This window comes from Pseudomonas sp. PDM22 (assembly GCF_014851965.1).
Lineage (GTDB): Bacteria > Pseudomonadota > Gammaproteobacteria > Pseudomonadales > Pseudomonadaceae > Pseudomonas.
Map to the genome: position 1 here is coordinate 50,368 of NZ_JACVAR010000007.1, position 24,238 is coordinate 74,605.

The following is a 24,238-nucleotide window of genomic DNA, read 5'->3' on the forward strand; positions in this document are numbered from 1 at the left end:
GATGAAGACCCTTGGATACGCCGCGCAGAACCCGCAGGACCCGCTCGGCCCCTTCACCTTCGAGCGCCGTTCGCTGCGCGACAACGACGTGGCGATGGACGTGCTCTACTGCGGCGTCTGCCATTCCGACCTGCACCAGGCCCGCAACGACTGGGGCTTCAGTCGTTACCCGATGGTGCCGGGCCACGAGATCGTCGGCCGGGTCACCGCCGTCGGACCGAAGGTGACGCGCTACAAGGTCGGCGACGCCGTGGCGGTGGGCTGCATGGTGGACTCCTGCCAGGAGTGCGATCAGTGCCGCAAGGGGGAGGAGCAGTTGTGCCGGCAGGGCAATACCCAGACTTACAACGGCGTTGATCGCGTGACCCGCGAAGCGACCCAGGGTGGTTATTCCAAGCAGTTGGTGGTGCGCGAGGAGTTCGTCCTGCGCGTGCCGGACGGCCTGGACCTGAGCAAGGCGGCGCCGCTGCTGTGCGCCGGCATCACCACCTATTCGCCGCTGCGTACCTGGAACGTGGGGCCGGGCAGCCGCGTGGGCGTGGTCGGTCTCGGCGGGCTGGGCCACATGGCGGTGAAACTCGCCATCGGCCTGGGCGCCACGGTCACAGTGCTCAGCCGCACGGCGGACAAGCGCAGCGATGCCATGGAGCTGGGCGCCGATGCGCTGCTGGTGTCGTCGGATGCGCAGGCGATGAAGGCCGCGGCCAACAGCTTCGACCTGATCATCGACACCGTGCCGGTGAAGCACGATCTGAAACCCTACATGCCGCTGCTGGATATCGACGGCACGCTGGTGATGGTCGGGCAGGTTGGCCCCATCGACGAGATCAGCAGTATCCCGCTGCTGCTCGGCCGTCGGCGCATCGCCGGATCGCCCATCGGCGGCATCGCCGAGACTCAGGAAATGCTCGATTTCTGCGGCAAGAAGAACATCCTTCCGGAGTGCGAGATGATCCGCATGGACGAGATCAACCAGGCCTACGAGCGCATGGAACGCTCCGACGTGCGCTACCGCTTCGTCATCGATCTGGCCACGCTGTCCTGACCTGCAACGCCTTGCGCCGGGCTTTCAGTCCTGATGGCGCAGGGCGTCTACCAGCACCGTGAAGGCGCGGGATTTCTGCCGCCGGCTCGGGTAGTAGAGGTGGTAGCCGGGGAAGGTCGGGCACCAGTCTTCCAGCACTTTCTCCAGGCGCCCGGCGGCGACGTGCTCGGTGACCATGTCTGCGGGCAGGTAGGCCAGGCCGAAGCCATCCAGCGCGGCACGCAGGATGTGCGGGCTGCTGTTGAAGGTCAGCTGGCCTTCGACCCGCGCCTTCACTTCGTGGCCGTCCCTGGCGAACTCCCAGGCCATCAGCCCGCCGTAGGTCGGCAGGCGCAGGTTCAGGCAGTCGTGGCTGGCCAGTGCCGGCACGTCCAGCGGCCGTCCCTTGCGCGCGAGGTAGGCGGGGCTGGCCACCACTGCCATGCGCAGGTCCGGGGCGATGCGCACGGCAATCATGTCCTTGGCCACCTGGTCGCCCAGGCGCACACCGGCGTCGAAGCGTTCGGCGGCGATGTCGGTCAGGCCGTAGTCGATGCTCACCTCGACCTTGATGTCCGGGTAGTCCGGCAACACTTTCGCCAGCTTCGGCCAGAGCACGGTGCTGGCCGCATGCTCGGCGGCGGTGATGCGCAGGGTGCCGACCGGCTTGTCACGGAAGTCGCTCAGGGCCGCCAGCTCCGCCTCGATCTCCTCGAAGCGCGGCGCCAGCGTCTGCATCAGGCGTTCGCCGGCTTCGGTGGGGGACACGCTGCGGGTGGTGCGGCTGAGCAGGCGCAGGCCCAGGCGGGTTTCCAGCGCGCGGATGGTGTGGCTCAGCGCCGACTGGGAGACGCCCAGCTGCGCCGCCGCCTTGGTGAAGCTGCCTTCGCGCGCGACGGTGACGAAGGCGATCAGGTCGTTGAAGTTTTCCCTTGGCATCTCGGCTCCGCTGCGTCCAGCGCGGCGGGGGGGCCGCGCCGGGGCAGTGTATCCGATGGTTAGACGGTGACCACGACTTTGCCGAACTGCTGGTTGGACTCCAGGTAGCGGTAGGCCTCGGCTATCTCGTCGAAGGCGAAGGTGCGGGCGATCACCGGGCGCAGCGAGCCGTCTGCGAGGCCTGTGTAAATGAACTCCGTGGCTTCGCGCAGGCGCTGCGGATTTTCCAGCACTTCATAGACGCGGTAGCCACGCAGGACCAGAGAACGGCTCAGTACCTCGAACAGCGGGAAGGGCGTGGGTTCGGGGCTCAGGCCGCCGTACTCGATGAGGATGCCGCCCTCGGCCATGGCCGCGGTCAGCGCTTCGAAGATCGGGCCGCCCACCGGGTCGAACACCACCCGGGCGCCGGCCTTGCCGGTGATCTCGAGCAGGCGCGAGCGCAGGTTCTCCTCTTCGCTGGCGATGACTTCGGCGGCGCCGGCCTGCAGCAGGGCTTCGCGTTTGGCCGAGGTGCGGGTCACGGCGATGGGCACCGCGCCCACGCGCCGGGCGATCTGGATGGCGGCGAGGCCGACGCTGCTCGATGCGGCAGTGATGACGACGAAGTCCCCCTCGTGCAGCCCGGCGACCTGAATCAGAGCGCCATAGGCGGTCAGGTACTGCATCCAGGTGGCGGCGGCGTCGTTCCAGCCCTGTCCCGGCGGGTTCTTCACCAGGCGAGCTTGCGGGACCACCAGATGCTCGGCGTGAGTCGGGTCTTCCTGCATCGAGGTCGGCGGCAGGACACTCACCGCATCCCCCGGAGCGAATCCGCGCACCGCGTTGCCCACGGCCTGGACCACGCCGGTGGCCTCCAGTCCCAGTCCGGAAGGGAACTGCGGGCTCTCGATGTAGCGGTCAGTGCGCAGCAGCGATTCGGCGCGATTCAGCCCCAGGGCCTTGACCCGGATACTCACTTCATCTGCGCCGGGCTGGCGAACTTCCACCGGCTCTAGGCGCAGGACTTCCGGGCCGCCGATCTGGTGGAAACGAACGGCGCGGGTCTTGGTGCTTTCCATGTGATGCTCCCATACGAAAGTGATTTGACGTAAAGCGACTATCAGTCATGGGATTTGCCCGATAAATGGCGTATAGAAACAGTTGGTCGAAATCAGGGGTTTCGAATGGATCGTCTGACCAGTATGGAAGTCTTTGTCCGAGCGGTGGACCTCGGGTCCTTCGCGGCGGCAGCGGATGCCCTGGAAATGTCCGCACCGATGGTGGGCAAGCACGTGCGCTTTCTCGAGGAGCGCCTGGGCGCCCAGTTGCTGATGCGCAGCACGCGCCGGCAGAGCCTGACGGAGGCGGGGCGGATTTATTACGAGCGCTGTCGCATGTTGCTGGCCGATGCGGAGGCGGCGGACATCCTTGCCGCCGGCGAGGTGGCTGAGCCGCGTGGTCGGCTGCGGGTGGCGATGCCGGTGCATTTTGGTCGGCGCTGCGTGGCGCCGGTCCTGCTGGAACTGGCGCAGCGCTATCCGCAACTGGAGCTGGACCTGCGCTTCAGTGACCGCCTGACGGACCTGGCGGAAGAGCAGATCGACCTGGCGATCCGCACGGGGGAACCGCAGCCCAGGGACGGCATCATTGCGCGGCGCATCGGCCGGCAGCGCATGGTGGTATGTGCGGCGCCCGCTTATCTGGAGCAGCACGGGCGACCGGCGAGTATCGAGGAGCTGGCCGCGCACCGGGTGCTGGTCTACCACCGCTCCGGACGGATCAATCCGTGGTTGTTCCCCCGTGAGGGGTTGGAGCCGGCGGAGTTCGCGCCTAGCTCCCGGCTGCGTTTCGACGACCTGGCAGCCATTGCCGACGCAGCAGTGCGCGGCATGGGGCTGGCGTGGTTGCCCTACTGGCTGGTACGCGAGGTCATCGAGGCGGGGGCGCTGGAGGAGTTGCTGCAGGGGCAGCCGGGCTTCCTCTACGACGTTCATGCGACCTGGCTGCAGACCACCCAGCTGCCGCGCAAGGTGCGGCTGGCAATCGATGCGCTGGTCGAGGTGATGCCCGGCCTTGTAATGCCGGCGCAGGAGTAGGGCGGTCGTGCCGGCCGCCCGAGGGTGTCACTTGGCCGGAGTGAGCTGCAGCACGCGGTCGCGGCCACCTTCGGCGAGCAGGTAGCCGCCCTTGCCGTCGGGCACGATGGACTGCGGTGCCTTGAGGAATGACAGGATGGTGCGCGGTTCACCCTTGCCGTCCCACAGCAGCAGGCGCGCGCGGTGGGTGGAGTCTTCGCTGATCCACAGGCCGCGCTGGTCGCACATCAGGAAGGTGGGCTGGTTCAGCCCGGAGAGCAGGACCGGGTCCTTGCCGTCGTCGCTGAACTGGTGCACCACGCCTTTCTTCTTTTCGGTGTAGAGCAGCTTGCCGTCGGTGCAGCGGGTGACGGATTCGGTTTCGTGCAGGTGGTCGCGCAGCACGGTCAGTGCGCCATCGCTCCACCGGTAGCGCAGCAGGCGGCCGTCGTCGCGGCGGTCCTCGATGGCATAGAGGTTTTCACCGTCGTCCCACAGGCCCTGGACGGACTGGCCCATGAACAGGTCGGTGACCTTGCCGTCCCTGAGCAACTGCACCGGTTTGCCGTCGGATTCCTGGCTGAACACCCAGCCGCCCTGGGCGGCGATCATGCCGTCAGGCTTGGACAGCCCGTCGACCATGACCCGGCGCTCGCCGTCGGCGGCGATACGCAGGATGTTGCCCTTGTCCTTCTTCAACTCCTGGCTGACCAGCAGGCCGCCATCGGGCAGCGGTACCAGCGACGCGGCTTTCTGCACGTTCTTGTGCAGCACCTCCACGGACCAGCCATCGGTGGCCTGCACCGGATAGAAGCCTTGCCAGGCGAAGAAGCCAAGGGCGGCCACGACAATGGAGCCGGTGCCGATCAGGGCAAAGCGAATCAGCGAGCGGCGGGGCGAACGCACGGAAGTCTGGGGCATGTATCGGCTGCCAAAACTGAAGGTGGGCAACACTGGGGCGATCCATTTGGATTTATGCCTTCCTGGCATCCAGCGCGCAGCCGGGCATGGTAACCAGACAGTTCATCGGTGAGCTAGGGCGAAACAGCGTGATAGACATCACGCGGGGCAGGGCGGGTGCGCCGGGGCAATCGTCGTATATCCGACCATATTGGGACGAATGTGCCGCGAATTGGCAGACATTGCCTAGGGAATTTGCGGTGTTTTGTCGCGTATGTGCTGATTTGCCGGCCATGCGGGAGAACTGGGAAGACGGCTTGATGGCCAATGGCCTACAATTCCTGCGTCCTTTGCTGAGGACAATCCAGACGGCTGTTGCGGACAGGAAGTCCGCAACAGCCGTTTTCTTTTGTGTGCTTATTGCTCGGCCAGACGAATCACGGAGTCCGCTTTGGCCGACAGGACCTCGGGTTTCTGCAGGCGCGTCGGGACGCCCCGCAGCACTGGACCCAGCTCGCTGGTGCTGACGGGCTTGCCGAACAAATGCCCTTGCGCCGATTCGCACTCCAGGCTTTGCAGTTGACGATGCTGGCTGGCGTTCTCGACACCCTCGGCCACCACCATAAGACCCAGTTCGCGGCCAAGGGCCAGCGCATTGCGCAGGACGATGTGGCGGCGCGGATCGCCGTTGTTGAGGTCGGCAAGGAAGGTTCGGTCCAGCTTCAGTTCGGTGAACGGCAGTTCGACCAGGCGCTGCAGCGTCGAGTTGCCGGAGCCGAAATCATCGATCGCCAGACCGCAACCGAGCAGGCGCAGGCGCAGTACGTTTTCCAGGCTTAGCGGCGGCGCATGCAGCGGCGAAGTCTCGGTCAGTTCGAAGGTGACATTTTTCGGGTCCATCTCCAGTCGACGGAATACACGTTCGACAGCGGAGGCGAAGTCCGTCTGCGCCAACTGCTCGGATTCCAGATTGAAGGAAAGCTCCAGGTCGGCGCGATTGTGCGCCCGCAGTGCCTCGATGGCCTGACGCATCAGTTCGAACAACCCTTTGTCGAGCTGCCCATTGCGACGCAGGACCGGCAGGAATTCGCCGGGCGCCAGCAGTTGCCCGTCTTCGCGCTGCCAGCGGGCCAGTACTTCGAAGCCGTAGATCTGTGCCGTGGCAACTGTCACCTTCGGCTGCAGGAAGGCGCGCAAGGCGCCGCTGCCCAGCACCTCGGCGGGCGTCCCTTCTTTGCTCTGCTCCCCCTGCTGAGAGAGTGCGGAACGCGCTTCCTGTGGCTGGAAGTCCGCCAGCAGTGCGCGCAGGCGCTCCAGCGTGGCGGCTTCGTTGCCGAGCCAATAGACCTTCAGACCCTGCACCTGCAGAAGATGGGCGAGGGCGGTCCAGGTACCCGGCGCCAGTTCGCCGCTGACCACAACGCCTTGAGCCAGCCCTTCTCGGGCCACAGTCTGGAGAAACTCCAGACGCGCCACCGGCTCGCTGCGCACATCGCAGATCAACAGGTGTACGCCACCCAGGCTGCGCAGGCGGTCCAGCGCGAAGGCGTTGCTGGATACCTCCGACAGGAAGCTGTAGCCGAGATGGTGCAGCGCGGTGACGGCGGTCGAGCGGTGCAGCCCGGAGGCCTGGAGTACCAGCGCGGAAAGGGGAGGCATGGAGTTTTACTCACGGAAGATTGGCTTGGCACATTTTCGAAAACGACGCCCGCCATGTGAGGCAGGGGATTCCAGTTCTTCTGTCAGTTAAATCCGACTCTGTGGGCTCGACCTGACTTCGGGTAGATGTATCCCTTCCGAAAGGAGACTGATGGTCGATCCCTTGAGGAGTTTTCATGCAGTAAATTTCTGCTCCAATCCCCATCGGTTGGCTCGCTCAGCTCTGGCATGAGCCTGCCACGCGGCACTCCGGTGAAACCCGCGGTCGACCCTCGCGGTCCCACATGTTAGGGTCCTTGGGCTCCCTTTCACGTCCGCAACGGCTACCCACGGCCCGCGGCACGCCCTGAACATGGAGAAATGGCTCATGTCACGTCCCGTACCAAGGGGACCTGTCGACACCGCCATGGTCCCGCATAGCGAGGCCTCAGCCACTGCGCTGCTGAACCTCTGGCTCAGCCGACCTCAGCAGACCGCACTGTTCCTGGATGTCGACGGAACCCTTCTGGACATCGCCGAATCTCCCGGCGCGGTCGTCGTACCGCCCGGGCTGCTCGATGCCCTCACGCACCTGCACCGCCGACTCGACGGTGCCCTGGCCCTGATCAGCGGCCGCCCGGTCGAAGAGCTCGACCGGCTCCTGCAACCCTTGCGTCTTGCCGCCAGCGGCGGCCACGGCGCGCACTGGCGCGAAAGTGGCGACCGCCCCTTGCGCCGCACCAGCAAAGACCTGCCTGCCTGGGTGCGAGTGCAGTTGAACGCCCTGGCGAACCGGCATGTCGGAATCCAGGCCGAGGACAAGGGCAGCAGCTACGCGCTGCACTACCGCTCCGCACCTTCGCTCGCCGCAGCACTGCATGTCGAGTTGCAGGCTTTGCTGCGCGCGCCGGAGGGCGCAGGGCTGCGTTTGCTCAATGGCAAGCAGGTCTACGAAGTCGTCCCCGAAGGCGTCGACAAGGCCCAGGCGATCCAGCGGCTGCTGGGTATGCCTGGCTTCGCGGGACGGCTGCCGCTGTATATCGGCGACGACGTCACCGACGAGCCCGCCATCGCGTTGATGCCGGCGCTGGGCGGCCTCGGCCTTTCGGTCGGGCGTGCCTTGCCCGGTGCCAGCGCGGTGTTCAGCGACGCGGCGGATGTCCGCGCCGCTCTGATGCAAGCAGGAGGAATCAACCGATGACGAACCGGCACGAAGGTGCTCTGGAACTGGGCCTGATCGGCAACTGCCGGGTGGCCGCGCTGGTCAATCCGCAGGCACGGCTGGTCTGGTGGTGCTACCCGAACTTCGATAGCGATCCGGCTTTTTCCCGGCTACTGGCCGGCGATGACGAGAAAGGCTTTGCCGATGTGGTGCTGGAGAACCAGGCCAGCAGCACGTCCGACTACCAACGCAACACGGCGATCATCACCACCGTGCTGCGGGACGACAACGGCGGCGCGGTGCGCATCACCGATTTCGCTCCGCGTTTCCTGCAGCACGGCCATGTCTACCGCCCGGCGCAGCTGTGCCGGTTGGTCGAGCCCATCGAGGGCGTACCGAAGATCACCCTGCGTGTGCGTCCGACCCACGGCTACGGCAAGCCGAGCCGGGGCGCCACCGGTTCCAGCCATATCCGCTACCTGGAAGGTGATGAGCCGCTGCGCCTGACCACCGACGCGCCGCTGGCCTATATCCAGCACGAAACGCCATTCGCCCTGCGCCATCCCGTGAGCCTGGTGATCGGCCTCGATGAACCGCTCGACAACGCTCCCGGCGAAGTGGTCCGCGATTATCTCAAACGCACCCAGAACCACTGGCACGACTGGGTGCGCGGGCTGGCCATCTGCTTCGAATGGCAGCCGGTGGTGATCCGCTCGGCGATTACCCTGAAACTCTGCAATTTCGAGGACACCGGGGCGATCATCGCCGCTGCCACCACCTCCGTGCCGGAGGCGCCCGACTCGCAGCGCAACTGGGACTACCGCTACTGCTGGCTGCGCGATGCCTACTTCGTGATCCTCGCCCTCAACCGCCTGGGCGCCACGCGGACCATGGAGGGCTACATCGATTTCATCACCACCGTGGCCAGCGGCGACGCCGAGCTCAAGCCGTTGTACGGGATAATCCCCAACCAGGACCTCACCGAACGCATCGAGCCGGACCTCGCCGGCTTCCTCAATCACGCGCCGGTGCGTGTCGGCAACCAGGCGGTGGAGCAGAACCAGCATGACGTGTTCGGATCGGTGGCGCTGGCGGTGCTGCAGAGTTTTGTCGACGAGCGCCTGCCCAATCCCAGCAGCGAGGGCATGCTGCAACTGTTGGGGAACCTGGCCGCCAAGGCCGTGCACGCGGCGTTCGAACCTGACGCCGGCATCTGGGAGTACCGCGGCCGGCAACGCATCCATACCCATTCCGCGCTGCTCTGCTGGGTCGCTTGCGACCGCGTCGGGCGCATCGCCAAACGCCTGGGCCGCGGCGAGGAAGCCGGCGACTGGATGGACAAGGCGGCCAACCTGCGCGAACGCATCCTCGCCGAGGCCTGGAGCGAGAAGAAGCAATGTTTCACTGGCGCTTTCGGCCATGACGACCTCGATGCCAGCGTGCTGCTGATGAACGAGCTGGGCATCATCGAGGCCGATGACCCGCGCTTCATCGCCACGGTCGAGTGCATCGGTCGTGAGCTCAACGTCAACGGGCAAATGCTGCGCTATGCCGCGGCGGATGATTTCGGCGTGCCGGAAACCGCCTTCCTGGTGGTGAAGTTCTGGTACCTCGACGCGCTGGCGGCCATCGGCCGCGTCGATGAAGCGCGCGAGTTGTTCGAGCAGCTGATCGCCTCGCGCAATCGTTACGGACTGCTTTCCGAGGACCTGCACCCGGACACCGGCGAACTCTGGGGGAACATTCCACAGACCTACTCCATGGCCGGGCTGATCAATTCCGCCATGCGTCTTTCCATTGGCTGGGAGGAAGGTCTATGCCGCGCCTCGTGGTGATATCCAACCGGGTCGCGATCCCCGACGAGAACGGCCCGGCGCCGGGCGGGCTGGCCGTGGCGGTGGACGCCGCCATGCGCAACCGCGAGGGCATCTGGTTCGGCTGGAGCGGCGAGAAAGCCGAGGAGCCCGGCCCGCCGACCATGGTCCAGCGCGACAACCTGCAGTACATCCTCACCGACCTGCATCCGCAGGACTTCGACGAGTACTACAACGGCTTTGCCAACCGCGTGCTCTGGCCGATCCTGCATTACCGGGTGGACCTGGCCGAGTTCAACGAGGCCGAGTTCGGCGGCTACCAGCGGGTCAACGAGTTCTTCGCCGAACGCCTGAGCCCGCTGCTGGAGGAGGACGACGTCCTCTGGGTCCACGACTACCACCTGATCCCCCTGGCTTCGGCCCTGAGGCAACGCGGGCATGGCAACCGCATCGGCTTCTTCCTGCACATCCCCATGCCGCCGGCCGACCTCATCACCGCGCTGCCGCATCACGACGAACTGATCCGCGCGCTCACCGAGTACAACCTGATCGGCTTCCAGACTGAAAACGACGCCAGCAACTTCGCCCGCTATCTGACCCGCGTGGTTGGCGCGGCGACTCCCGATGGCCAGCGCTATCACCTGGAGGACCAGCATTTTCGCGTCGGCGTCTTCCCGGTGGGCGTGGACGCGGCCGGTTTCCGCCGACTGGCCGAAGAGGCTTCGCAGAGCCAGGCAGCCGAGGATCTGCGCGAAAGCCTGGGCGGTCGCGCGCTGATGGTGGGGGTGGACCGTCTCGACTACTCCAAGGGCATCGTCAACCGGCTGGACGGCTACGAGCGCTTCCTCGAGCGCAATCCGGACTGGCACAACCGCGTCACCTGCCTGCAGATATCACCGGGCAGCCGCCAGGACATCCCCGAATATGCCGACATCGACGCCGCTGTGAGCGCGCGGGTAGGGCACATCAACGGGCGCTTCGGCGCCGTGTCCTGGGTGCCGCTGCGTTATGTGGCGCGCAACCACCAGCGCGCCGACATCGCCATGGTCATGCGCCACGCGCGGATCGGCCTGGTGACGCCGCTGCGCGACGGGATGAACCTGGTCGCCAAGGAGTTCGTTGCCGCCCAGGACCCGGACGATCCCGGCGTGCTGATCCTCTCCCAGTTCGCCGGCGCCGCCGCCGAGCTGGGCGGCGCGCTGATCATCAATCCTCACGACCGCGACGCCCTGGCCGACGCCATGCAACGGGCCCTGAGCATGCCGCTCAAGGAGCGCCAGGCACGTCATCGCGACATGTATGCGGTGTTGGAGGCCAACGACATCCGCTTCTGGGGGCCGAGTTTCATCGACGCGCTGACGCGGCCGGGCAGGGCGCTGAACTGGCTGTCGAACCACTACCTCAGCCACTGAAACGCAAAACCCCGCCATGGCGGGGTTTTCTTCATGCATTCAAACGCTCAGGGCGCCGGTTTCTTCCCATCGGACTTTGCCCATTGCGACTTCCGCTCGACCTTCACTGCCAGTTGGCCAACGGGGATTTCCTGGATTTCGCCACCCTGGGAGAGGAAAGCGGCAATCTTTTCATCGAGCTCCGAACGTTCGCGAATCAGCTGTGAATCAGTCATGAAGTCACCTTTGCGTTGGGCGCCAAACCGGCCCGGCCAGCCTACACGTCTTTGACCTGTCGCGTCGTAATTGCTCGACCATTTGTCAAAATCACCACTGGTCGTGAAAAAAAGCTATGAATTAGCGCCAAACCTTGTATTCTGCATGGGCTGCCTGCCCAGTAACGAGTTCCGCGACTTGATGTTCTTCTACAAGATGCTCCATCTCCTCGGCACCTCTTCACTACGCATTCAGCTCATCGCCGGTCGGCTTTCGGCCGGCCTTTAGCATTCTTTTAGGAGACAACATCATGTCCGATCGTCAAAACGGCATCGTCAAGTGGTTCAACGCTGAGAAGGGCTTCGGCTTCATCACCCCGGAAAGCGGCCCGGACGTATTCGTTCACTTCCGTCAGATCGAAGGCAACGGCTACAAGTCCCTCGACGAAGGCCAGAAGGTCAGCTTCGTTGTGACTGCCGGCCAGAAAGGCCCGCAAGCTGAACAAGTTCGCGCTGTCTAATCGACATCGCTGACGAAAGAGCCCCGCTTCGGCGGGGCTTTTTTTTTGCCTGCGATTTGCCCCGCTGACTCTTGATGATGCTTTCGGGAGCACAAACAAAAACGCCCGGTGCAGTGCACCGGGCGTTTTTCGTGGCTGGGCGCTGAGCGCTCAGGTCATTCCTGTTGCGGGTCGAACTGTTTGTCGCGGATCAGCAGGGCGGGGATGACGCCGCAGATGAAGTACGCCGCACCCATCACCAGGAAGCCGACGCCAATGGACATCTGCGTAGCGAGGAAGCCGATCACCGCCGGGGCGATGGCTGCGCCGATACGGCCGATGTTGTACGCACCGCCGACTGCCGTGCCACGGAAAGCGGCGGCAAAGCTTTCGGTCATGTAGGTCGCGTTCACGCCGTACGGGATGCCATAGAGGAAGCCGAATACCACCAGCATCCAGAGAATGTTCTCGGGGCTGTGGAACAGCACGATCACCGGCAGGAACACGGCGGTGCCCAGGGCGCCGAAGGAGAACACGGTGCGGCGGCCGAACCAGTCGGCGGCGACGCCGGCCAGTACCTTGCCGAGGATCATCGCGGCGTAGGTGCCCACCAGGTACGAGGTCATGGCCTTGAAATTCATGCCCATCTCGGTTTCCAGGTACGACGGCATCCAGTTGTTCACACCGTAGTAGCCGAACTGCAGGAAACCGGCGGTCAGTGCCCAGAACAGGAACATGCGGCTGGCCTTCGGGTCGGCGAAGATCTGCTTGAAGGCATTCTGCCGGGGTGCAGTGGCTGCGCGGCCGGACGAGCCTTCGGCCTTGCGCTGCTGGCGTTCTGCTTGCGCCTGGACCCAGGCGGCGGGCTCGGGGATCAGCTTGCGCATCGCCACGGCCAGCACCACCGGGATGATGGCGATGTAGAACAGGTAGCGCCAGCCATGGTCCGGCAGAATCCAGCCAGCCAGCAGGGTGGCGACGATGTAGCCCACCGACCAGCCGGCCTGCAGGGTGCCGAGCACGGTGGTGCGGTATTTGGTCGGCACGTATTCGGCCATCAGCGTGTTGCAGGCCACGTACAGGGCGCCGAGGCCCAGCGAGGCGACGAAGCGCGCGGCGGCGAACTGCCAGTAGTTGTGGGTCAGCCCGAGCACTGCGGTGCCGACCGAGAACAGCACGATGGTCCAGACCACGGTCTTGACCCGGCCGAAGCGGTCGCAGGCCCAGCCGCCGTAGATGCCGCCGAAGGCCATGCCGGCCAGGGTGACGCTGCCCAGGCTGCCGGCCTGGAGGTTGCTCAGGCCGAACTCGGCCTTGAGGCTGGTGAGGCTGTAGGAGAGGAGCATCAGGTCTGCGCCATCGATCAGCAGGCCGATGAAGCAGAAGGCGAAGACCAGGACCCAGGTCTTGCTCTGGGTGGCGGCGCTCGCAGCCGGTGCGGAAGCAGTGTTTTCCATGAACGAATTACCTGTTGTAGTTGTTGGCGGGGCGGTTGGCCGACCCTCGGTAAGCGTGCGTGCGAATCCTGCCGGCAGGCGCGTGGTGCGTGGCCACGCGCTGCCGAATCGGGTGCCTCAGAACTGGTGCATCAGGACTGGGCTTCGCGGATCATGTTGCGGGCGATGATCACCTGCTGGATCTGGGTGGTGCCCTCGTAGAGTCGGAACAGGCGGACGTCGCGGTAGAAGCGCTCGATGGCGTACTCGCTGACGTAGCCGGCGCCGCCGTGGATCTGTACGCAGCGGTCGGCCACGCGGCCGCACATCTCGGTGGCGAACATCTTCGCGCAGGAGGCCTCGGTGCTGACGTTGCGTCCCTCATCGCGCTTGCGTGCGGCGTCCAGCACCATGCAGCGGGCGGCGTAGATCTCGGCCTTGCTGTCGGCCAGCATTGCCTGGATCAACTGGAACTCGGCGATCGGCTGGCCGAACTGCTTGCGCTCCAGGGCATATTGCAGCGCGTCGGCGAGCATGCGCTCGGCGGCGCCGACGCTCAGCGCGGCGATGTGCAGGCGGCCCTTGTCGAGCACTTTCATGGCGGTCTTGAAGCCCACGCCCTCGACGCCGCCGATCAGTTGGCTGGCGGGGATGCGCACGTTGTCGAAGATCACGTCGCTGGTGTGCGCGCCTTTCTGGCCCATCTTGTGGTCCGGCTTGCCCAGGGAAATGCCCGGGGTGCCGCGCTCGACGATGAACGCGCTGATGCCGCCGGAGCCCTTGATCGCCGGGTTGGTGCGGGCCATCACGGTATAGATGCCGGCATGCGGGGCGTTGGTGATGAAGCGCTTGGTGCCGTTGAGCACGTAGAAGTCGCCATCGCGCACGGCGGTGGTCTTCAGCGAGGCGGCATCGGAGCCCGAGTCCGGCTCGGTCAGGCAGAAGGCGCTGAGCAGTTCGCCGCTGGCGAGCCTGGGCAGATAGTGGGCTTTCTGCTCCGGCGTGCCGTCGATCAGGATGCCGATGGAACCGATGCCGTTGTTGGTGCCGATGTAGGAGCGGAAGGCGGGGGAGGTGCGGCCGAGTTCGAAGGTGATGTTCACCTCTTCTTCCATGGTCACGCCCAGGCCGCCGAACTCTTCGGGGATGGTCAGGCCGAACAGGCCCATCTCGCGCATCTGCTGGACGATGTCCTGCGGGATTGCGTCGGTCTCGGCGACCTCGTTCTCCCGCGGGATCAGCACTTCGCCGACGAACTGGTGGATGGAATCCAGAAGTATCTGCAGCGTTTCTGGGTCTCGGATCATGTGCACTCCTCAAAAGGCCCGCGAGCGGGCCTGTCTTCCGAGGCACCGTCACCCGAGATTCAGCGAGCGGCGGCACCTATGTTGTTGACCATGTTGATCAGGCGGGGCCCGATGTCGTCCTCGAGCTTCTCGCGTGTCAGCTGGAAGCTCGGGCCGCCGCAGTTGAAGGCCAGGAGCCCGTACTGCGGATGTACCAAGGGCACGGCGACGGAGTTGACGTCGCGGTGCCATTCGCCGATCGACAGGCAGTAGCCGTAATCGGTGAAGTCCCTGAAAGCACGGTCCAGACCCTTGCGGATGGCCGGCCAGTTTTCCGGTTCGCGCTGGCGAACGTGGTCGAGCAGGAATTCCCGTTCGTTCTCCGGCATCGCCGCGAGGCACGCGCGGCCCACCGAGCTCGCCGCCAGCGGCAGGTAACTGCCGATCTGCCGGCGCATCGTCATGTTTCCCTGGCCCTGCACGACGTCCACGTAGACCATCTGCAGGCGGTCGCGGGCGGCCATGGCCACCGCCGCCTGGGCGTGGTTGGCCAGTTCCTCCATCAGCGGATGGGCCACCGCGCGGATCGACAGGTTCGACAGCATCGCGTAGCCGAAACCCAGTACGCCGACGTCCAGCTGGTACTTGCCTGAGTGCACCTCGCGCTTGAGGCAACCCAGGCGCATCAAGGTGTTGGTCAGGCGTGTCACGGTCGGCTTGGGCAGGTCGGTCTTGCGGGCCAGGTCCTGGTTGCTCAGCACGTTTTCCCGTGGCGTGAAGCAACGCAGGATCTCCAGGCCGCGAGCCAGGGCCGTCACGAACTGGCCGCTGTTTTCCTCTTCGCTCAGTGCCGTGGCGGGGTCATACAGTCCCCGTTCCAGCAGGCCGATCTCACCTTCGTTTTTCGTCGGCGCAGCCGAGTCCATCTCCGTCTTGTTGCGGCGCATGGTAGAACCCCTATTCACGGAAAATCAATAAAATAAAATGCAGTTTCGTCAGGAGAAATTGTAATGGGTCTGGACTGGTTAGTACAGGCGTACCCTTAAAAATATTCAAAGCCGCGTATTTAAAGGCTTTTAGAGGGTGTGTCGATCTTCACCGTTTACAGGCTGGATGAGGTGTCACTATGATGAAATCGAAATACGGAATGTAGTTTCGTCAGACGAAACATCTAAGAGGTCAGAGCTCCAATGAATACCAGCGTGGTTCATCTCGATATCCAGGCCGATGGTGTGGCGGTCGTCCGCATCGACCGACCGGAAGCCAAGAACGCCTTGAATGCTGCCGTGCGCCAGCAGCTGGCCGAGCACTTCCGTGCCCTGAGCGATAATCGCGACGTTCGCGCGGTGGTGCTGACCGGGGGAGAGGAGTGCTTCGTCGCCGGGGCGGACATCCGCGAATTCGCCCAGGCCAGCCCCATCGAGATGTACCGCCGCCATACCGAGCTGCTGTGGGAGGCCATCTCGCGCTGCCCGAAACCGGTGATCGCCGCCGTGAATGGCTTCGCCCTGGGCGGCGGCTGCGAGCTGGCGATGCACTGCGACATCATCGTCGCCGGTGAGTCGGCACGCTTCGGCCAGCCGGAAGTGAAGCTCGGACTGATGCCCGGCGCGGGTGGCACCCAGCGGCTGATCCGCGCCGTGGGCAAGTTCCAGGCGATGCGCATTGCCCTGACCGGCTGCCTGATCAAGGCGCCGGAAGCCCTGGCCATCGGCATGCTCAGCGAAGTGGTGGAAGACGGGCGCACGCTGCCCCGCGCGCTGGAGCTGGCCGCCGAGATCGCCGCGCTGCCGCCGCTGGCCGTAGCGCAGATCAAGGAAGTGATGCTCGCCGGCGCCGACCTGCCGCTGGAGAGCGCTCTGACCCTGGAGCGCAAGGCCTTCCAGCTGCTGTTCGATTCGCAGGACCAGAAGGAGGGCACCGCCGCCTTCCTGGAAAAACGCAAAGCCAGTTTCCTGGGGGAATGAGCATGACCCTTTCTTTCCACATCGAGCGCATGGCCATCGTCGGCACCGGCGTCATGGGCAGCGGCATCGCCCAGATCGCCGCCCAGGCCGGCATCCAGGTGAAACTCTTCGACGCCCGTGACGGCGCCGCACAAACCGCCCGCGACAACCTCGGCCGGACCCTCGCCAAACTGGCGGAGAAGGGCAAGATCACCACCGCCGAGGCCGACGCCACCTTGGCGCGCCTGCTGGTCGCCGGCTCCCTGAGCGAGCTGGCGGATTCCGACCTGGTGGTCGAAGCGATCATCGAGCGCCTGGATGCCAAGCAGGCGCTGCTGGCCGAGCTGGAAGCCGTGGTCAGTGCCGAGTGCATTCTCGCGACCAATACCTCGTCGCTGTCGGTCACCAGCATCGCCCGTGGCTGCCAGCATCCGCAGCGGGTGGCAGGCTTCCACTTCTTCAACCCGGTGCCGCTGATGAAAGTGGTCGAGGTGATCGACGGCCTGGCCAGCGACCCGCAGGTCGGCGACAGCCTGGTGGCGCTGGCCGCGCGCATGGGCCATCGCGGCATCCGCGCCAAGGACACCCCCGGCTTCATCATCAACCACGCCGGCCGCGCCTACAGCACCGAAGCCCTGCAGATGCTCAAGGAAGCCATCGCCGAGCCCGCTGACATCGACCGCATCCTGCGCGAGGGCCTGGGCTTCCGCATGGGCCCGCTGGAGCTGTTCGACCTGACCGCGCTGGATGTGTCCCACCCGGTGATCGAGTCCATCTACAACCAGTTCTACCAGGAGCCGCGCTATCGCCCGGCGGCGCTGACCCGGCAGATGCTCGAGGCCGGTTTCGTCGGGCGCAAGGTCGGGCGCGGCTTCTATCGCTATGCCGACGGCAAGATGATCGATGCGCCTGCTCCGCAACCGGTGCCGAACGTGGCCGCCCTGCCGCCGGTGTGGATCGGTGCGGAGAACGACCAGGATCGCGAACTGCTCGGCGAACTGCTGAAGAAGCTTGGCGCGACCCTGGAGCAGGGCGCCCAGCCAAGCAGCGAGGCGCTGTGCCTGCTGGCTCCCTATGGCGTTGACGCCACCACGGCGTGCCGGAACTTCGGTACCGACCCGGCGCGCACCCTGTGCATCGACCTGCTGCTGGATCTGCAACGTCACCGCTGCCTGATGCAGAACCCGGCGACTTCCAGCGTCATGCGTGACGCCGCCCATGCGCTGCTGGCGGCTGACGGCGTGGGCGTCACCGTCATCAATGACAGCGTCGGCTTCGTCGCCCAGCGCGTACTGGCGCTGATCGTCAACCTGGCTGGCGACATCGTCCAGCAGCGCATCGCCAGCGTCGATGACCTCGACGAAGGCGTGCGCCGTGGCCTGGGCTACCCGCAGGGCCCGCTGGCCTGGGGCGACAGCGTCGGCCCAGCGCGCCTGCTGACCATTCTCGAACGCATGACCGGTCTGACCGGCGACGCCCGCTATCGCCCCGGCCCCTGGCTGCGCCGCCGCGCCGCGCTGGGGTTGTCGCTGCGCCATGCCGACCCCGCGCTGGGCTGACGCCCAACGTCCACCTCTTTCAAGGAGACCTCCATGCTCAATGCCTTTATCTACGCCGGCCTGCGCACCCCCTTCGGGCGCCATGGCGGCGCCCTGGCCCCGGTACGCCCGGACGATCTGATCGCCCAGGTGATCCGCGAGCTGCTGGCCCGCACCAGCGTGCCCGGTGAAGCCATCGAGGACGTGATCCTCGGCAACACCAACCAGGCCGGCGAAGACAGCCGCAATATCGCCCGCCATGCCGCGCTGCTCGCCGGCCTGCCGGTGACCGTACCGGGACAGACGGTGAACCGCCTGTGCGCCAGCGGCCTGGCGGCCGTCATCGACGCGGCGCGTGCCGTGACCTGTGGCGAAGGCGAACTGTTCGTCGCTGGCGGCGTGGAAAGCATGTCCCGCGCGCCCTTCGTCATGGCCAAGGCCGAGGCCGCCTTCAGCCGCGACCTGACGGTGTTCGACAGCACCATCGGCGCGCGCTTCCCCAACCCGAAGATCATCGCCGGGTTCGGCAACGACAGCATGCCGGAGACCGGCGACAACGTAGCCCGCGAGTTCGGCATCAGCCGCGAACAGGCCGACCGTTTCGCCGCCCGTTCCCAGGCCAACTATGAAGCCGCCAGCCAGGCCGGTTTCTTCGCCGGGGAAATCCTCCCGGTCAGCGTGCCCACCGGGCGCAAGACTCCGCCGAACGTGATCGAGCAGGACGAGCATCCGCGACCATCTTCCGACGAGGCCGCGCTGGCACGGCTGAAGCCACTGTCCGAAGGCGGCGTGGTCACCGCCGGCAACGCTTCCGGCGTCAACGATGGCGCGGCCGCGCTGCTGATCGGCTCGGCTGCGGCGGGCGAACGCCACGGCCTCAAGCCGCTCGCGCGGATTCTCTCGGCAGCGGCGGTCGGCGTGGAGCCACGCATCATGGGCGTCGGCCCGGTGGAGGCGATCAACAAGGCGCTTGCCCGCGCCGAACTGACCCTGGCTGACATGGACATCATCGAGATCAACGAGGCCTTCGCCTCCCAGGTGCTCGGCTGCCTGCACGGCCTGGGCGTGGACTTCGACGATGCGCGGGTCAACCCCAACGGCGGCGCCATCGCCGTCGGCCACCCGCTGGGCGCTTCCGGCGCGCGGCTGGCGCTGAGCGTCGCGCGACAACTGCAGCGCAGTGGTCAACGCTATGCGGTTATCAGCCTGTGCATCGGTGTGGGCCAGGGGCTCGCCATGGTTATCGAGCGCGCGTAAGCGCGCCTGCGAGGAATTGAAGATGGGTGCTTTGAGCGGATACCGCGTACTCGACCTCAGCCGCGTGCTGGCCGGCCCCTGGTGCGGCCAGGTGCTGGCCGACCTGGGCGCGGAAGTGATCAAGATCGAACGTCCCGGCGTGGGTGACGACACCCGCGGCTGGGGCCCGCCTTACATGAAGGCTGCCGACGGCTCGGACAGTTCCGAGGCGGCGTACTACCAGTCGACCAACCGCAACAAGCTGTCGGTGGCGCTGAACCTGGCGACGGAAGAAGGCCAGGCGCTGGTGCGCGCCCTGGCCTGCGAGTGCGACGTGCTGATCGAGAACTACAAGGCCGGCTCGCTGGCCAAGTACGGGCTGGATTACGACAGCCTGTCCAAGGTCAATCCGCGCCTGGTCTACTGCTCCATCACCGGCTTCGGCCAGACCGGCCCGCGCGCCGAGGAGCCCGGCTACGACTTCATCATCCAGGGCATGGGCGGGCTGATGAGCATCACCGGCGAGAAGGACGGCGTGCCCGGCGCCAGCCCGCAGAAAGTCGGTGTCGCCGTGTCCGACGTAATGACCGGCCTGTACTCGGTGGTCGCCATCCAGGCCGCGCTGCTGGCGCGGGAGAAGACCGGTCGCGGCCAGCACTGCGACATGGCGCTGCTCGACGTGCAGGTCGCCATGCTCGGCAACCAGAGCCAGAACTACCTCGCCACCGGCCGCTCGCCGGGCCGCCAGGGCAACGCCCACGTCAACATCGTGCCGTACCAGGTGTTCAGCGCGCAGGACATGGATTTCATCATCGCCTGCGGCAACGACAGCCAGTTCGTCTCGCTGTGCGACGCCATCGGCCTGCCCGAACTGCCGAAGGACCCGCGTTTCACCCGTAACGCCGACCGCGTGCGCAACCGCGACGTGATCGTCGGCAAGCTGGCCGAGCACTTCCAGGGCGACACCGCCGACAACTGGGTGCGCCGCATCCACGCGATGAAGGTGCCGGTCGGCGTGATCAACGATATCGGCCGCGCGCTGGACGAGCCGCAGGTGGTCGCCCGGGACATGCTGGTGGAGATTCCCCACGCGCAGAACCCCGCGTTCCGCATGGTCGGCAGCCCGCTGAAACTGTCCGACACCCCGGTGGAATACCAGCGCCCGGCGCCGATGCTCGGCGAACACACCGACGAGGTGCTCAAGCGCCGCCTGGGGCTCGATGACGCGCGCCTGGCCGCGCTCAAGGCCGAGGGTGTGATCGAACAGCTGAACAAGCCCTGATCGCACAGATCGTAGGGCGCATAACGCGCCAGCGTTATCCGCCGCCACCCCGTATGACGGCGGATAACCGCAAGCGGTTATGCGCCCTACGGTCGTTGAGTCCGTTCGCGGGCAGGCCCGCTCCTGCAAGTGTTCCCCCATTGCTCTTCGCAGGAGCGGGTTTGCTCGCGAACCCACCCCAACTGCAGCGCCGAGGCAAACCGGCGTCAGCCAAGGAAACAACCGAATGAAAGTGCTGGTCGCGGTAAAACGCGTGGTCGATTACAACGTCAAGGTCCGCGTCAAGGCGGACCACTCCGGCGTCGATCTGGCCAACGTCAAGATGTCCATGAACCCCTTCTGCGAAATCGCCGTGGAAGAGGCCGTACGCCTGAAAGAGAAGGGCGTCGCCAGCGAGATCGTGGTGGTCTCGGTCGGCCCCAGTGGCGCGCAGGAGCAACTGCGTACCGCGCTGGCTCTGGGTGCTGATCGCGCCATCCTCGTTGAGGCCGTCAAGGGTGAGGGCAACGAAGAACTGAGCTCCCTGGCCATCGCCAAGTCGCTTAAAGCCCTCGTCGACAAAGAGCAGCCGCAGCTGGTCATCCTCGGCAAGCAGGCCATCGACAGCGACAACAACCAGACCGGCCAGATGCTGGCTGCGCTGACCGGCTACGCCCAGGGCACTTTCGCCTCCAAGGTCGAAGTCGCTGGCGACAAGGTCAAGGTCACCCGTGAAATCGACGGCGGCCTGCAGACCGTTGCCCTGAACCTGCCGGCAATCGTCACCACCGACCTGCGCCTGAACGAGCCGCGCTACGCGTCGCTGCCCAACATCATGAAGGCGAAGAAGAAGCCGCTGGAAACCCTCACTCCTGATGCGCTGGGCGTCTCCACGGCCTCCACCGTGAAAACCCTCAAGGTCGAAGCGCCCGCCGCGCGCAGTGCCGGCATCAAGGTGAAATCGGTGGCCGAACTGGTCGAGAAACTGAAGAACGAAGCGAAGGTGATCTGATGGCGGTCCTGGTTATTGCAGAACATTCCAATGGCGCGCTGGGCTCGGCGACGCTGAACACTGTCGCCGCTGCGCAGAAGATTGGTGGCGACATCGCTGTGCTGGTCGCAGGCCAGAATGTCGCTGGCGCGGCCGAAGCCGCTGCCAGGATCGCCTGTGTTGCCAAGGTGCTGGTCGCCGACAACGCTGCCTACGTCCACCAGCTGCCGGAGAGTGTGGCGCCGCTGATCGCGTCCATCGCCGGCAATTTCAGCCATGTGCTGGCCCCGGCGACCACCAACGGCAAGAACTTCCTGCCGCGCGTCGCCGCTCTGCTGGACGTCGACCAGATCTCCGAGATCATCGAAGTGGTCAGCGCCGACACCTTCAAGCGTCCGATCTATGCCGGTAACGCCATCGCTACCGTGCAATCCTCGGCCGCCGTCAAGGTCATCACCGTGCGTGGCACCGGCTTCGACGCCGTTGCTGCCGAAGGTGGCTCCGCCGCTGTTGAAACCGTTTCCGGCCCGGCCGATGCCGGCAAGTCCGCCTTCGTGGGCGAAGAACTGGCCAAGTCCGACCGTCCGGAACTGACCGCTGCCAAGATCGTCGTTTCCGGCGGCCGTGGCATGGGCAATGGCGACAACTTCAGCATCCTCTACTCCCTGGCTGACAAGCTGGGCGCTGCCGTCGGCGCTTCCCGCGCTGCGGTGGATGCCGGCTTCGTGCCGAACGACATGCAGGTCGGCCAGACCGGCAAGATCGTCGCTCCGCAGCTGTACGTGGCCGTCGGTATCTCCGGCGCCATCCAGCACCTGGCGGGCATGAAGGACTCGAAAGTGATCGTGGCGATCAACAAGGACGAAGAGGCGCCGATCTTCCAGGTTGCCGACTACGGCCTGGTCGCCGACCTGTTCGAAGCCGTACCGGAGCTGGAACGGACTATCTGATCCCGCTCATTCCCCTGGCCGGGCCAGCCGTCATCGGCCCGGCGTTTTGCCAACACCTCAAGTAGAAAGAAACAAGAACAATGAATACTCGTCGACTCCCCGTGCTGGTCTCCGGACTGGCGCTGCTGCCCCCGTTCGTCCACGCCGATTTCCTCGCCGACAGCAAGGCCAGCATCGAAACTCGCAACTTCTACTTCAACCGCGACTACCGCCAGAGCGGCGCCGCCCAGTCGAAATCCGAGGAGTGGGCGCAGGGCTTCCTGCTGCGCTACGAGTCGGGCTACACCGACGGCACCGTTGGCGTTGGCGTCGATGCCCTCGGCCTGCTGGGCCTGAAGCTCGACTCCAGCCCGGATCGCTCCGGCTCCGGCCTGCTGCCGTACTCCGCCAGCGACAAACGCGCCGCCGATGATTACAGCGACCTGGGCCTGACCGCCAAGCTGCGTGTCTCCAAAAGTACCCTGAAAGTCGGCACGCTGCTGCCCAAGCTGCCGGTGGTGCAGTACAACGACACCCGCCTGCTGCCGCAGACCTTCCAGGGCGCGCTGGTGGAGTCGAAGGAACTCGACGACCTCGACCTGCAGCTCGGCCAGCTGCGCGAGGTGAAGCAGCGTGATTCGTCCAACGACGAAGACCTGTCGATGACCCGTGGCAACAAGCGCAACATCGTGGCCGGCAGCCACCTCACCAGCGACCGCTTCAACCTCGCTGGCGGCACCTACCGCTGGAGCAACCAGCTCAGCACCAGCTACCACTACGCCAACCTCGAAGACCTCTATCGCCAGCACTACGTGAGCCTGGTGCACACGCTGCCGATCGCCGAAGGCCAGTCGCTGAAGTCCGACATCCGCTGGGCGCGCTCCACCGACGATGGCGGCAGCAACGTCGACAACCGCGCGCTCAACGCCATGTTCACCTACAAGCTCGGCAACCAGGCGTTCGCCCTCGGCCTGCAGCGCATGTCCGGCGACACCGGCTTCGCCTACCTGTCCGGCACCGACCCGTACCTGGTCAACTACGTGCAGATCGGCGACTTCGCCAACAAGGACGAGCGCTCCTGGCAACTGCGCTACGACTTCAATTTCGCCTCCTACGGGCTGCCCGGCCTGAGCCTGATGACCCGCTACCTGCGCGGCGACAACATCGACCTGCTGAACGGGCAGGGCAACGGCAAGGAGTGGGAGCGCGACACCGACGTCGGTTACCTGGTGCAGAGCGGCCCGCTGAAGAACGTCGGCTTCAAGCTGCGCAACAGCACCTTCCGCAGCAGCTTCGGCAACGACATGGACGAGACCCGCTTCATCGTCAGCTACACCTTGCCGATCTGGTAAGTGCGACAGAAACCTCCCCGGCACGCCGGGGAGGTGCTGGCAGATTTTCAGATGCCTGCGTCATGGCTCGGCGCGCTGCCCTTGAGCCGGCCCAGCCAACTGCGCCGCCCCTTGAACGGGCTGAAGGTCGGCACCTGCTGGAAGGGCACCCAGAGTTCCCCCTGCCAATCCAGCACCGCCACCCGCTGCGACGCCCAGCTCATCAGCAGCCGGCGCGGCTGTTCCGCGGCGTCCTTGCCCACATCGCGCAGCAGTGGAATCACCTGTTCCGACAACCAGCGCCCGAGCGTGCGGCACTCCGGGTGGCCGAAACGGATCAGCGCCTTGTACAGCGCCGCCTCGTTAATGACATCGGTGAGGTGCTCCGCGCCGCTGGCGGCCAGCAGCCGCACTTCCTGCACTTCATAAGACTCCACCCGCCGCGACAGCGTCTGCGGATATTCCATGGCCAGTAGCCGCGCGAGGTCGCTGGCGACGAACCACGGCTGGTCGTCGATCAGGATGCCGCGCAGGTGGTGGTTGTGCCTCTGGAAGGTGGTGGGGGTGTAGAGATGGTCTTGCATGGGCAAAGCTCCTGATTAGTCCGCTAAGAGAGATGCCACTCGCCGCTGTCATCGAAGGGT

Annotated in this window: 22 protein-coding genes; 13 read left to right on the plus strand and 9 right to left on the minus strand. The window is 65.5% G+C overall.

Annotated features, from left to right (window positions below):
• The first annotated feature begins 1 nt into the window (after position 1).
• Positions 2-1,045: an NAD(P)-dependent alcohol dehydrogenase gene (locus tag IB255_RS23575; RefSeq protein ID WP_081520834.1), complete on the plus strand. Its 1,044-nt coding sequence runs from the start codon at positions 2-4 to the stop codon at positions 1,043-1,045.
• A gap of 24 nt (positions 1,046-1,069) precedes the next feature.
• Here IB255_RS23575 and IB255_RS23580 read toward each other — a convergent pair whose 3' ends face one another.
• Together IB255_RS23580 and IB255_RS23585 are read right to left on the minus strand one after the other, a co-directional pair.
• Positions 1,070-1,963, minus strand: coding sequence for a LysR family transcriptional regulator (locus IB255_RS23580; RefSeq protein ID WP_192210927.1), 894 nt, complete (start codon positions 1,961-1,963; stop codon positions 1,070-1,072).
• Between the two features lie 59 nt (positions 1,964-2,022).
• On the minus strand, positions 2,023-3,024 hold the full coding sequence (locus IB255_RS23585; RefSeq protein ID WP_192210928.1) for a zinc-dependent alcohol dehydrogenase family protein: 1,002 nt from the start codon (positions 3,022-3,024) through the stop codon (positions 2,023-2,025).
• 105 nt (positions 3,025-3,129) lie between these two features.
• Here IB255_RS23585 and IB255_RS23590 point away from each other — a divergent pair, with 105 nt between their 5' ends.
• Entirely contained in the window at positions 3,130-4,041 is a 912-nt protein-coding gene (locus tag IB255_RS23590; protein ID WP_192210929.1) for a LysR substrate-binding domain-containing protein, read from the plus strand.
• A 27-nt stretch (positions 4,042-4,068) separates the two neighbouring features.
• Here IB255_RS23590 and IB255_RS23595 read toward each other — a convergent pair whose 3' ends face one another.
• Complete coding sequence (locus tag IB255_RS23595; protein ID WP_192210930.1) at positions 4,069-4,941, minus strand: hypothetical protein; 873 nt, start codon at positions 4,939-4,941, stop codon at positions 4,069-4,071.
• Positions 4,942-5,337: 396 nt separating this feature from the next.
• Positions 5,338-6,579 (minus strand): EAL domain-containing protein, encoded by a 1,242-nt coding sequence (locus tag IB255_RS23600; RefSeq protein WP_192210931.1) that lies wholly within the window; start codon positions 6,577-6,579, stop codon positions 5,338-5,340.
• Between the two features lie 367 nt (positions 6,580-6,946).
• Between IB255_RS23600 and otsB the strand changes: the two genes are divergently transcribed.
• The 3 genes from otsB to otsA are packed head-to-tail and all read left to right on the plus strand — an operon-like array spanning position 6,947 to position 10,946.
• The gene (otsB, locus tag IB255_RS23605) at positions 6,947-7,759 is read left to right on the plus strand and encodes a trehalose-phosphatase (RefSeq protein WP_225594989.1); all 813 of its coding nucleotides are present in this window, start codon (positions 6,947-6,949) and stop codon (positions 7,757-7,759) included.
• Positions 7,756-9,555: a glycoside hydrolase family 15 protein gene (locus IB255_RS23610; RefSeq protein WP_192210932.1), complete on the plus strand. Its 1,800-nt coding sequence runs from the start codon at positions 7,756-7,758 to the stop codon at positions 9,553-9,555. The genes otsB and IB255_RS23610 overlap by 4 nt, the downstream gene beginning before the upstream one ends.
• Positions 9,537-10,946: an alpha,alpha-trehalose-phosphate synthase (UDP-forming) gene (gene otsA / locus IB255_RS23615; RefSeq protein WP_192210933.1), complete on the plus strand. Its 1,410-nt coding sequence runs from the start codon at positions 9,537-9,539 to the stop codon at positions 10,944-10,946. Before IB255_RS23610 ends, otsA begins: the two co-directional genes overlap by 19 nt.
• Before the next feature lie 47 nt (positions 10,947-10,993).
• Here the strand turns inward: otsA and IB255_RS23620 are convergent, their stop codons facing one another.
• Positions 10,994-11,161 (minus strand): hypothetical protein, encoded by a 168-nt coding sequence (locus IB255_RS23620; protein WP_167523180.1) that lies wholly within the window; start codon positions 11,159-11,161, stop codon positions 10,994-10,996.
• A gap of 290 nt (positions 11,162-11,451) precedes the next feature.
• On the opposite strand from IB255_RS23620, the gene IB255_RS23625 reads away from it, so the two are divergent.
• On the plus strand, positions 11,452-11,661 hold the full coding sequence (locus tag IB255_RS23625) for a cold-shock protein (RefSeq protein ID WP_017518411.1): 210 nt from the start codon (positions 11,452-11,454) through the stop codon (positions 11,659-11,661).
• A gap of 155 nt (positions 11,662-11,816) precedes the next feature.
• Here the strand turns inward: IB255_RS23625 and IB255_RS23630 are convergent, their stop codons facing one another.
• From IB255_RS23630 to IB255_RS23640, 3 genes are all read right to left on the minus strand, one after another.
• Positions 11,817-13,097, minus strand: coding sequence for an MFS transporter (locus IB255_RS23630; RefSeq protein WP_081520826.1), 1,281 nt, complete (start codon positions 13,095-13,097; stop codon positions 11,817-11,819).
• Between the two features lie 131 nt (positions 13,098-13,228).
• Positions 13,229-14,383, minus strand: a complete 1,155-nt coding sequence (locus IB255_RS23635; RefSeq protein ID WP_081520825.1) for an acyl-CoA dehydrogenase family protein — start codon at positions 14,381-14,383, stop codon at positions 13,229-13,231.
• Between the two features lie 59 nt (positions 14,384-14,442).
• A complete protein-coding gene (locus IB255_RS23640; RefSeq protein ID WP_081520824.1) occupies positions 14,443-15,309 on the minus strand; it encodes an IclR family transcriptional regulator in 867 nt (288 codons plus the stop codon).
• A 243-nt stretch (positions 15,310-15,552) separates the two neighbouring features.
• Here IB255_RS23640 and IB255_RS23645 point away from each other — a divergent pair, with 243 nt between their 5' ends.
• From IB255_RS23645 to IB255_RS23675, 7 genes are all read left to right on the plus strand, one after another.
• Positions 15,553-16,329, plus strand: a complete 777-nt coding sequence (locus tag IB255_RS23645; protein ID WP_192210934.1) for an enoyl-CoA hydratase — start codon at positions 15,553-15,555, stop codon at positions 16,327-16,329.
• Positions 16,326-17,867 carry a 3-hydroxyacyl-CoA dehydrogenase gene (locus IB255_RS23650; RefSeq protein WP_192210935.1) on the plus strand — a complete coding sequence of 514 codons (1,542 nt, stop codon included), beginning with the start codon at positions 16,326-16,328 and terminating at the stop codon, positions 17,865-17,867. The genes IB255_RS23645 and IB255_RS23650 overlap by 4 nt, the downstream gene beginning before the upstream one ends.
• Positions 17,868-17,900: 33 nt before the next feature.
• A complete protein-coding gene (locus tag IB255_RS23655; protein WP_192210936.1) occupies positions 17,901-19,103 on the plus strand; it encodes a 3-oxoadipyl-CoA thiolase in 1,203 nt (400 codons plus the stop codon).
• Positions 19,104-19,125: 22 nt separating this feature from the next.
• On the plus strand, positions 19,126-20,364 hold the full coding sequence (locus IB255_RS23660) for a CaiB/BaiF CoA transferase family protein (RefSeq protein ID WP_081520820.1): 1,239 nt from the start codon (positions 19,126-19,128) through the stop codon (positions 20,362-20,364).
• Between the two features lie 226 nt (positions 20,365-20,590).
• Positions 20,591-21,355, plus strand: coding sequence for an electron transfer flavoprotein subunit beta/FixA family protein (locus IB255_RS23665; protein WP_192210937.1), 765 nt, complete (start codon positions 20,591-20,593; stop codon positions 21,353-21,355).
• Positions 21,355-22,284, plus strand: a complete 930-nt coding sequence (locus IB255_RS23670) for an electron transfer flavoprotein subunit alpha/FixB family protein (protein WP_192210938.1) — start codon at positions 21,355-21,357, stop codon at positions 22,282-22,284. The genes IB255_RS23665 and IB255_RS23670 overlap by 1 nt, the downstream gene beginning before the upstream one ends.
• Before the next feature lie 80 nt (positions 22,285-22,364).
• Entirely contained in the window at positions 22,365-23,615 is a 1,251-nt protein-coding gene (locus IB255_RS23675) for an OprD family porin (protein WP_081520567.1), read from the plus strand.
• 47 nt (positions 23,616-23,662) lie between these two features.
• Here IB255_RS23675 and IB255_RS23680 read toward each other — a convergent pair whose 3' ends face one another.
• Positions 23,663-24,178 carry a Bro-N domain-containing protein gene (locus IB255_RS23680; protein ID WP_081520566.1) on the minus strand — a complete coding sequence of 172 codons (516 nt, stop codon included), beginning with the start codon at positions 24,176-24,178 and terminating at the stop codon, positions 23,663-23,665.
• Positions 24,179-24,238 lie beyond the last annotated feature (60 nt).

Excerpts from the sequence above, each read along its gene's own strand:
- IB255_RS23575 (WP_081520834.1), top strand. The coding sequence starts at position 2 with ATGAAGACCCTTGGATACGCCGCGCAGAACCCGCAGGACCCGCTCGGC.
- IB255_RS23580 (WP_192210927.1), bottom strand. The coding sequence starts at position 1,963 with ATGCCAAGGGAAAACTTCAACGACCTGATCGCCTTCGTCACCGTCGCG.
- IB255_RS23585 (WP_192210928.1), bottom strand. The coding sequence starts at position 3,024 with ATGGAAAGCACCAAGACCCGCGCCGTTCGTTTCCACCAGATCGGCGGC.
- IB255_RS23590 (WP_192210929.1), top strand. The coding sequence starts at position 3,130 with ATGGATCGTCTGACCAGTATGGAAGTCTTTGTCCGAGCGGTGGACCTC.
- IB255_RS23595 (WP_192210930.1), bottom strand. The coding sequence starts at position 4,941 with ATGCCCCAGACTTCCGTGCGTTCGCCCCGCCGCTCGCTGATTCGCTTT.
- IB255_RS23600 (WP_192210931.1), bottom strand. The coding sequence starts at position 6,579 with ATGCCTCCCCTTTCCGCGCTGGTACTCCAGGCCTCCGGGCTGCACCGC.
- otsB (WP_225594989.1), top strand. The coding sequence starts at position 6,947 with ATGTCACGTCCCGTACCAAGGGGACCTGTCGACACCGCCATGGTCCCG.
- IB255_RS23610 (WP_192210932.1), top strand. The coding sequence starts at position 7,756 with ATGACGAACCGGCACGAAGGTGCTCTGGAACTGGGCCTGATCGGCAAC.
- otsA (WP_192210933.1), top strand. The coding sequence starts at position 9,537 with ATGCCGCGCCTCGTGGTGATATCCAACCGGGTCGCGATCCCCGACGAG.
- IB255_RS23620 (WP_167523180.1), bottom strand. The coding sequence starts at position 11,161 with ATGACTGATTCACAGCTGATTCGCGAACGTTCGGAGCTCGATGAAAAG.
- IB255_RS23625 (WP_017518411.1), top strand. The coding sequence starts at position 11,452 with ATGTCCGATCGTCAAAACGGCATCGTCAAGTGGTTCAACGCTGAGAAG.
- IB255_RS23630 (WP_081520826.1), bottom strand. The coding sequence starts at position 13,097 with ATGGAAAACACTGCTTCCGCACCGGCTGCGAGCGCCGCCACCCAGAGC.
- IB255_RS23635 (WP_081520825.1), bottom strand. The coding sequence starts at position 14,383 with ATGATCCGAGACCCAGAAACGCTGCAGATACTTCTGGATTCCATCCAC.
- IB255_RS23640 (WP_081520824.1), bottom strand. The coding sequence starts at position 15,309 with ATGCGCCGCAACAAGACGGAGATGGACTCGGCTGCGCCGACGAAAAAC.
- IB255_RS23645 (WP_192210934.1), top strand. The coding sequence starts at position 15,553 with ATGAATACCAGCGTGGTTCATCTCGATATCCAGGCCGATGGTGTGGCG.
- IB255_RS23650 (WP_192210935.1), top strand. The coding sequence starts at position 16,326 with ATGAGCATGACCCTTTCTTTCCACATCGAGCGCATGGCCATCGTCGGC.
- IB255_RS23655 (WP_192210936.1), top strand. The coding sequence starts at position 17,901 with ATGCTCAATGCCTTTATCTACGCCGGCCTGCGCACCCCCTTCGGGCGC.
- IB255_RS23660 (WP_081520820.1), top strand. The coding sequence starts at position 19,126 with ATGGGTGCTTTGAGCGGATACCGCGTACTCGACCTCAGCCGCGTGCTG.
- IB255_RS23665 (WP_192210937.1), top strand. The coding sequence starts at position 20,591 with ATGAAAGTGCTGGTCGCGGTAAAACGCGTGGTCGATTACAACGTCAAG.
- IB255_RS23670 (WP_192210938.1), top strand. The coding sequence starts at position 21,355 with ATGGCGGTCCTGGTTATTGCAGAACATTCCAATGGCGCGCTGGGCTCG.
- IB255_RS23675 (WP_081520567.1), top strand. The coding sequence starts at position 22,365 with ATGAATACTCGTCGACTCCCCGTGCTGGTCTCCGGACTGGCGCTGCTG.
- IB255_RS23680 (WP_081520566.1), bottom strand. The coding sequence starts at position 24,178 with ATGCAAGACCATCTCTACACCCCCACCACCTTCCAGAGGCACAACCAC.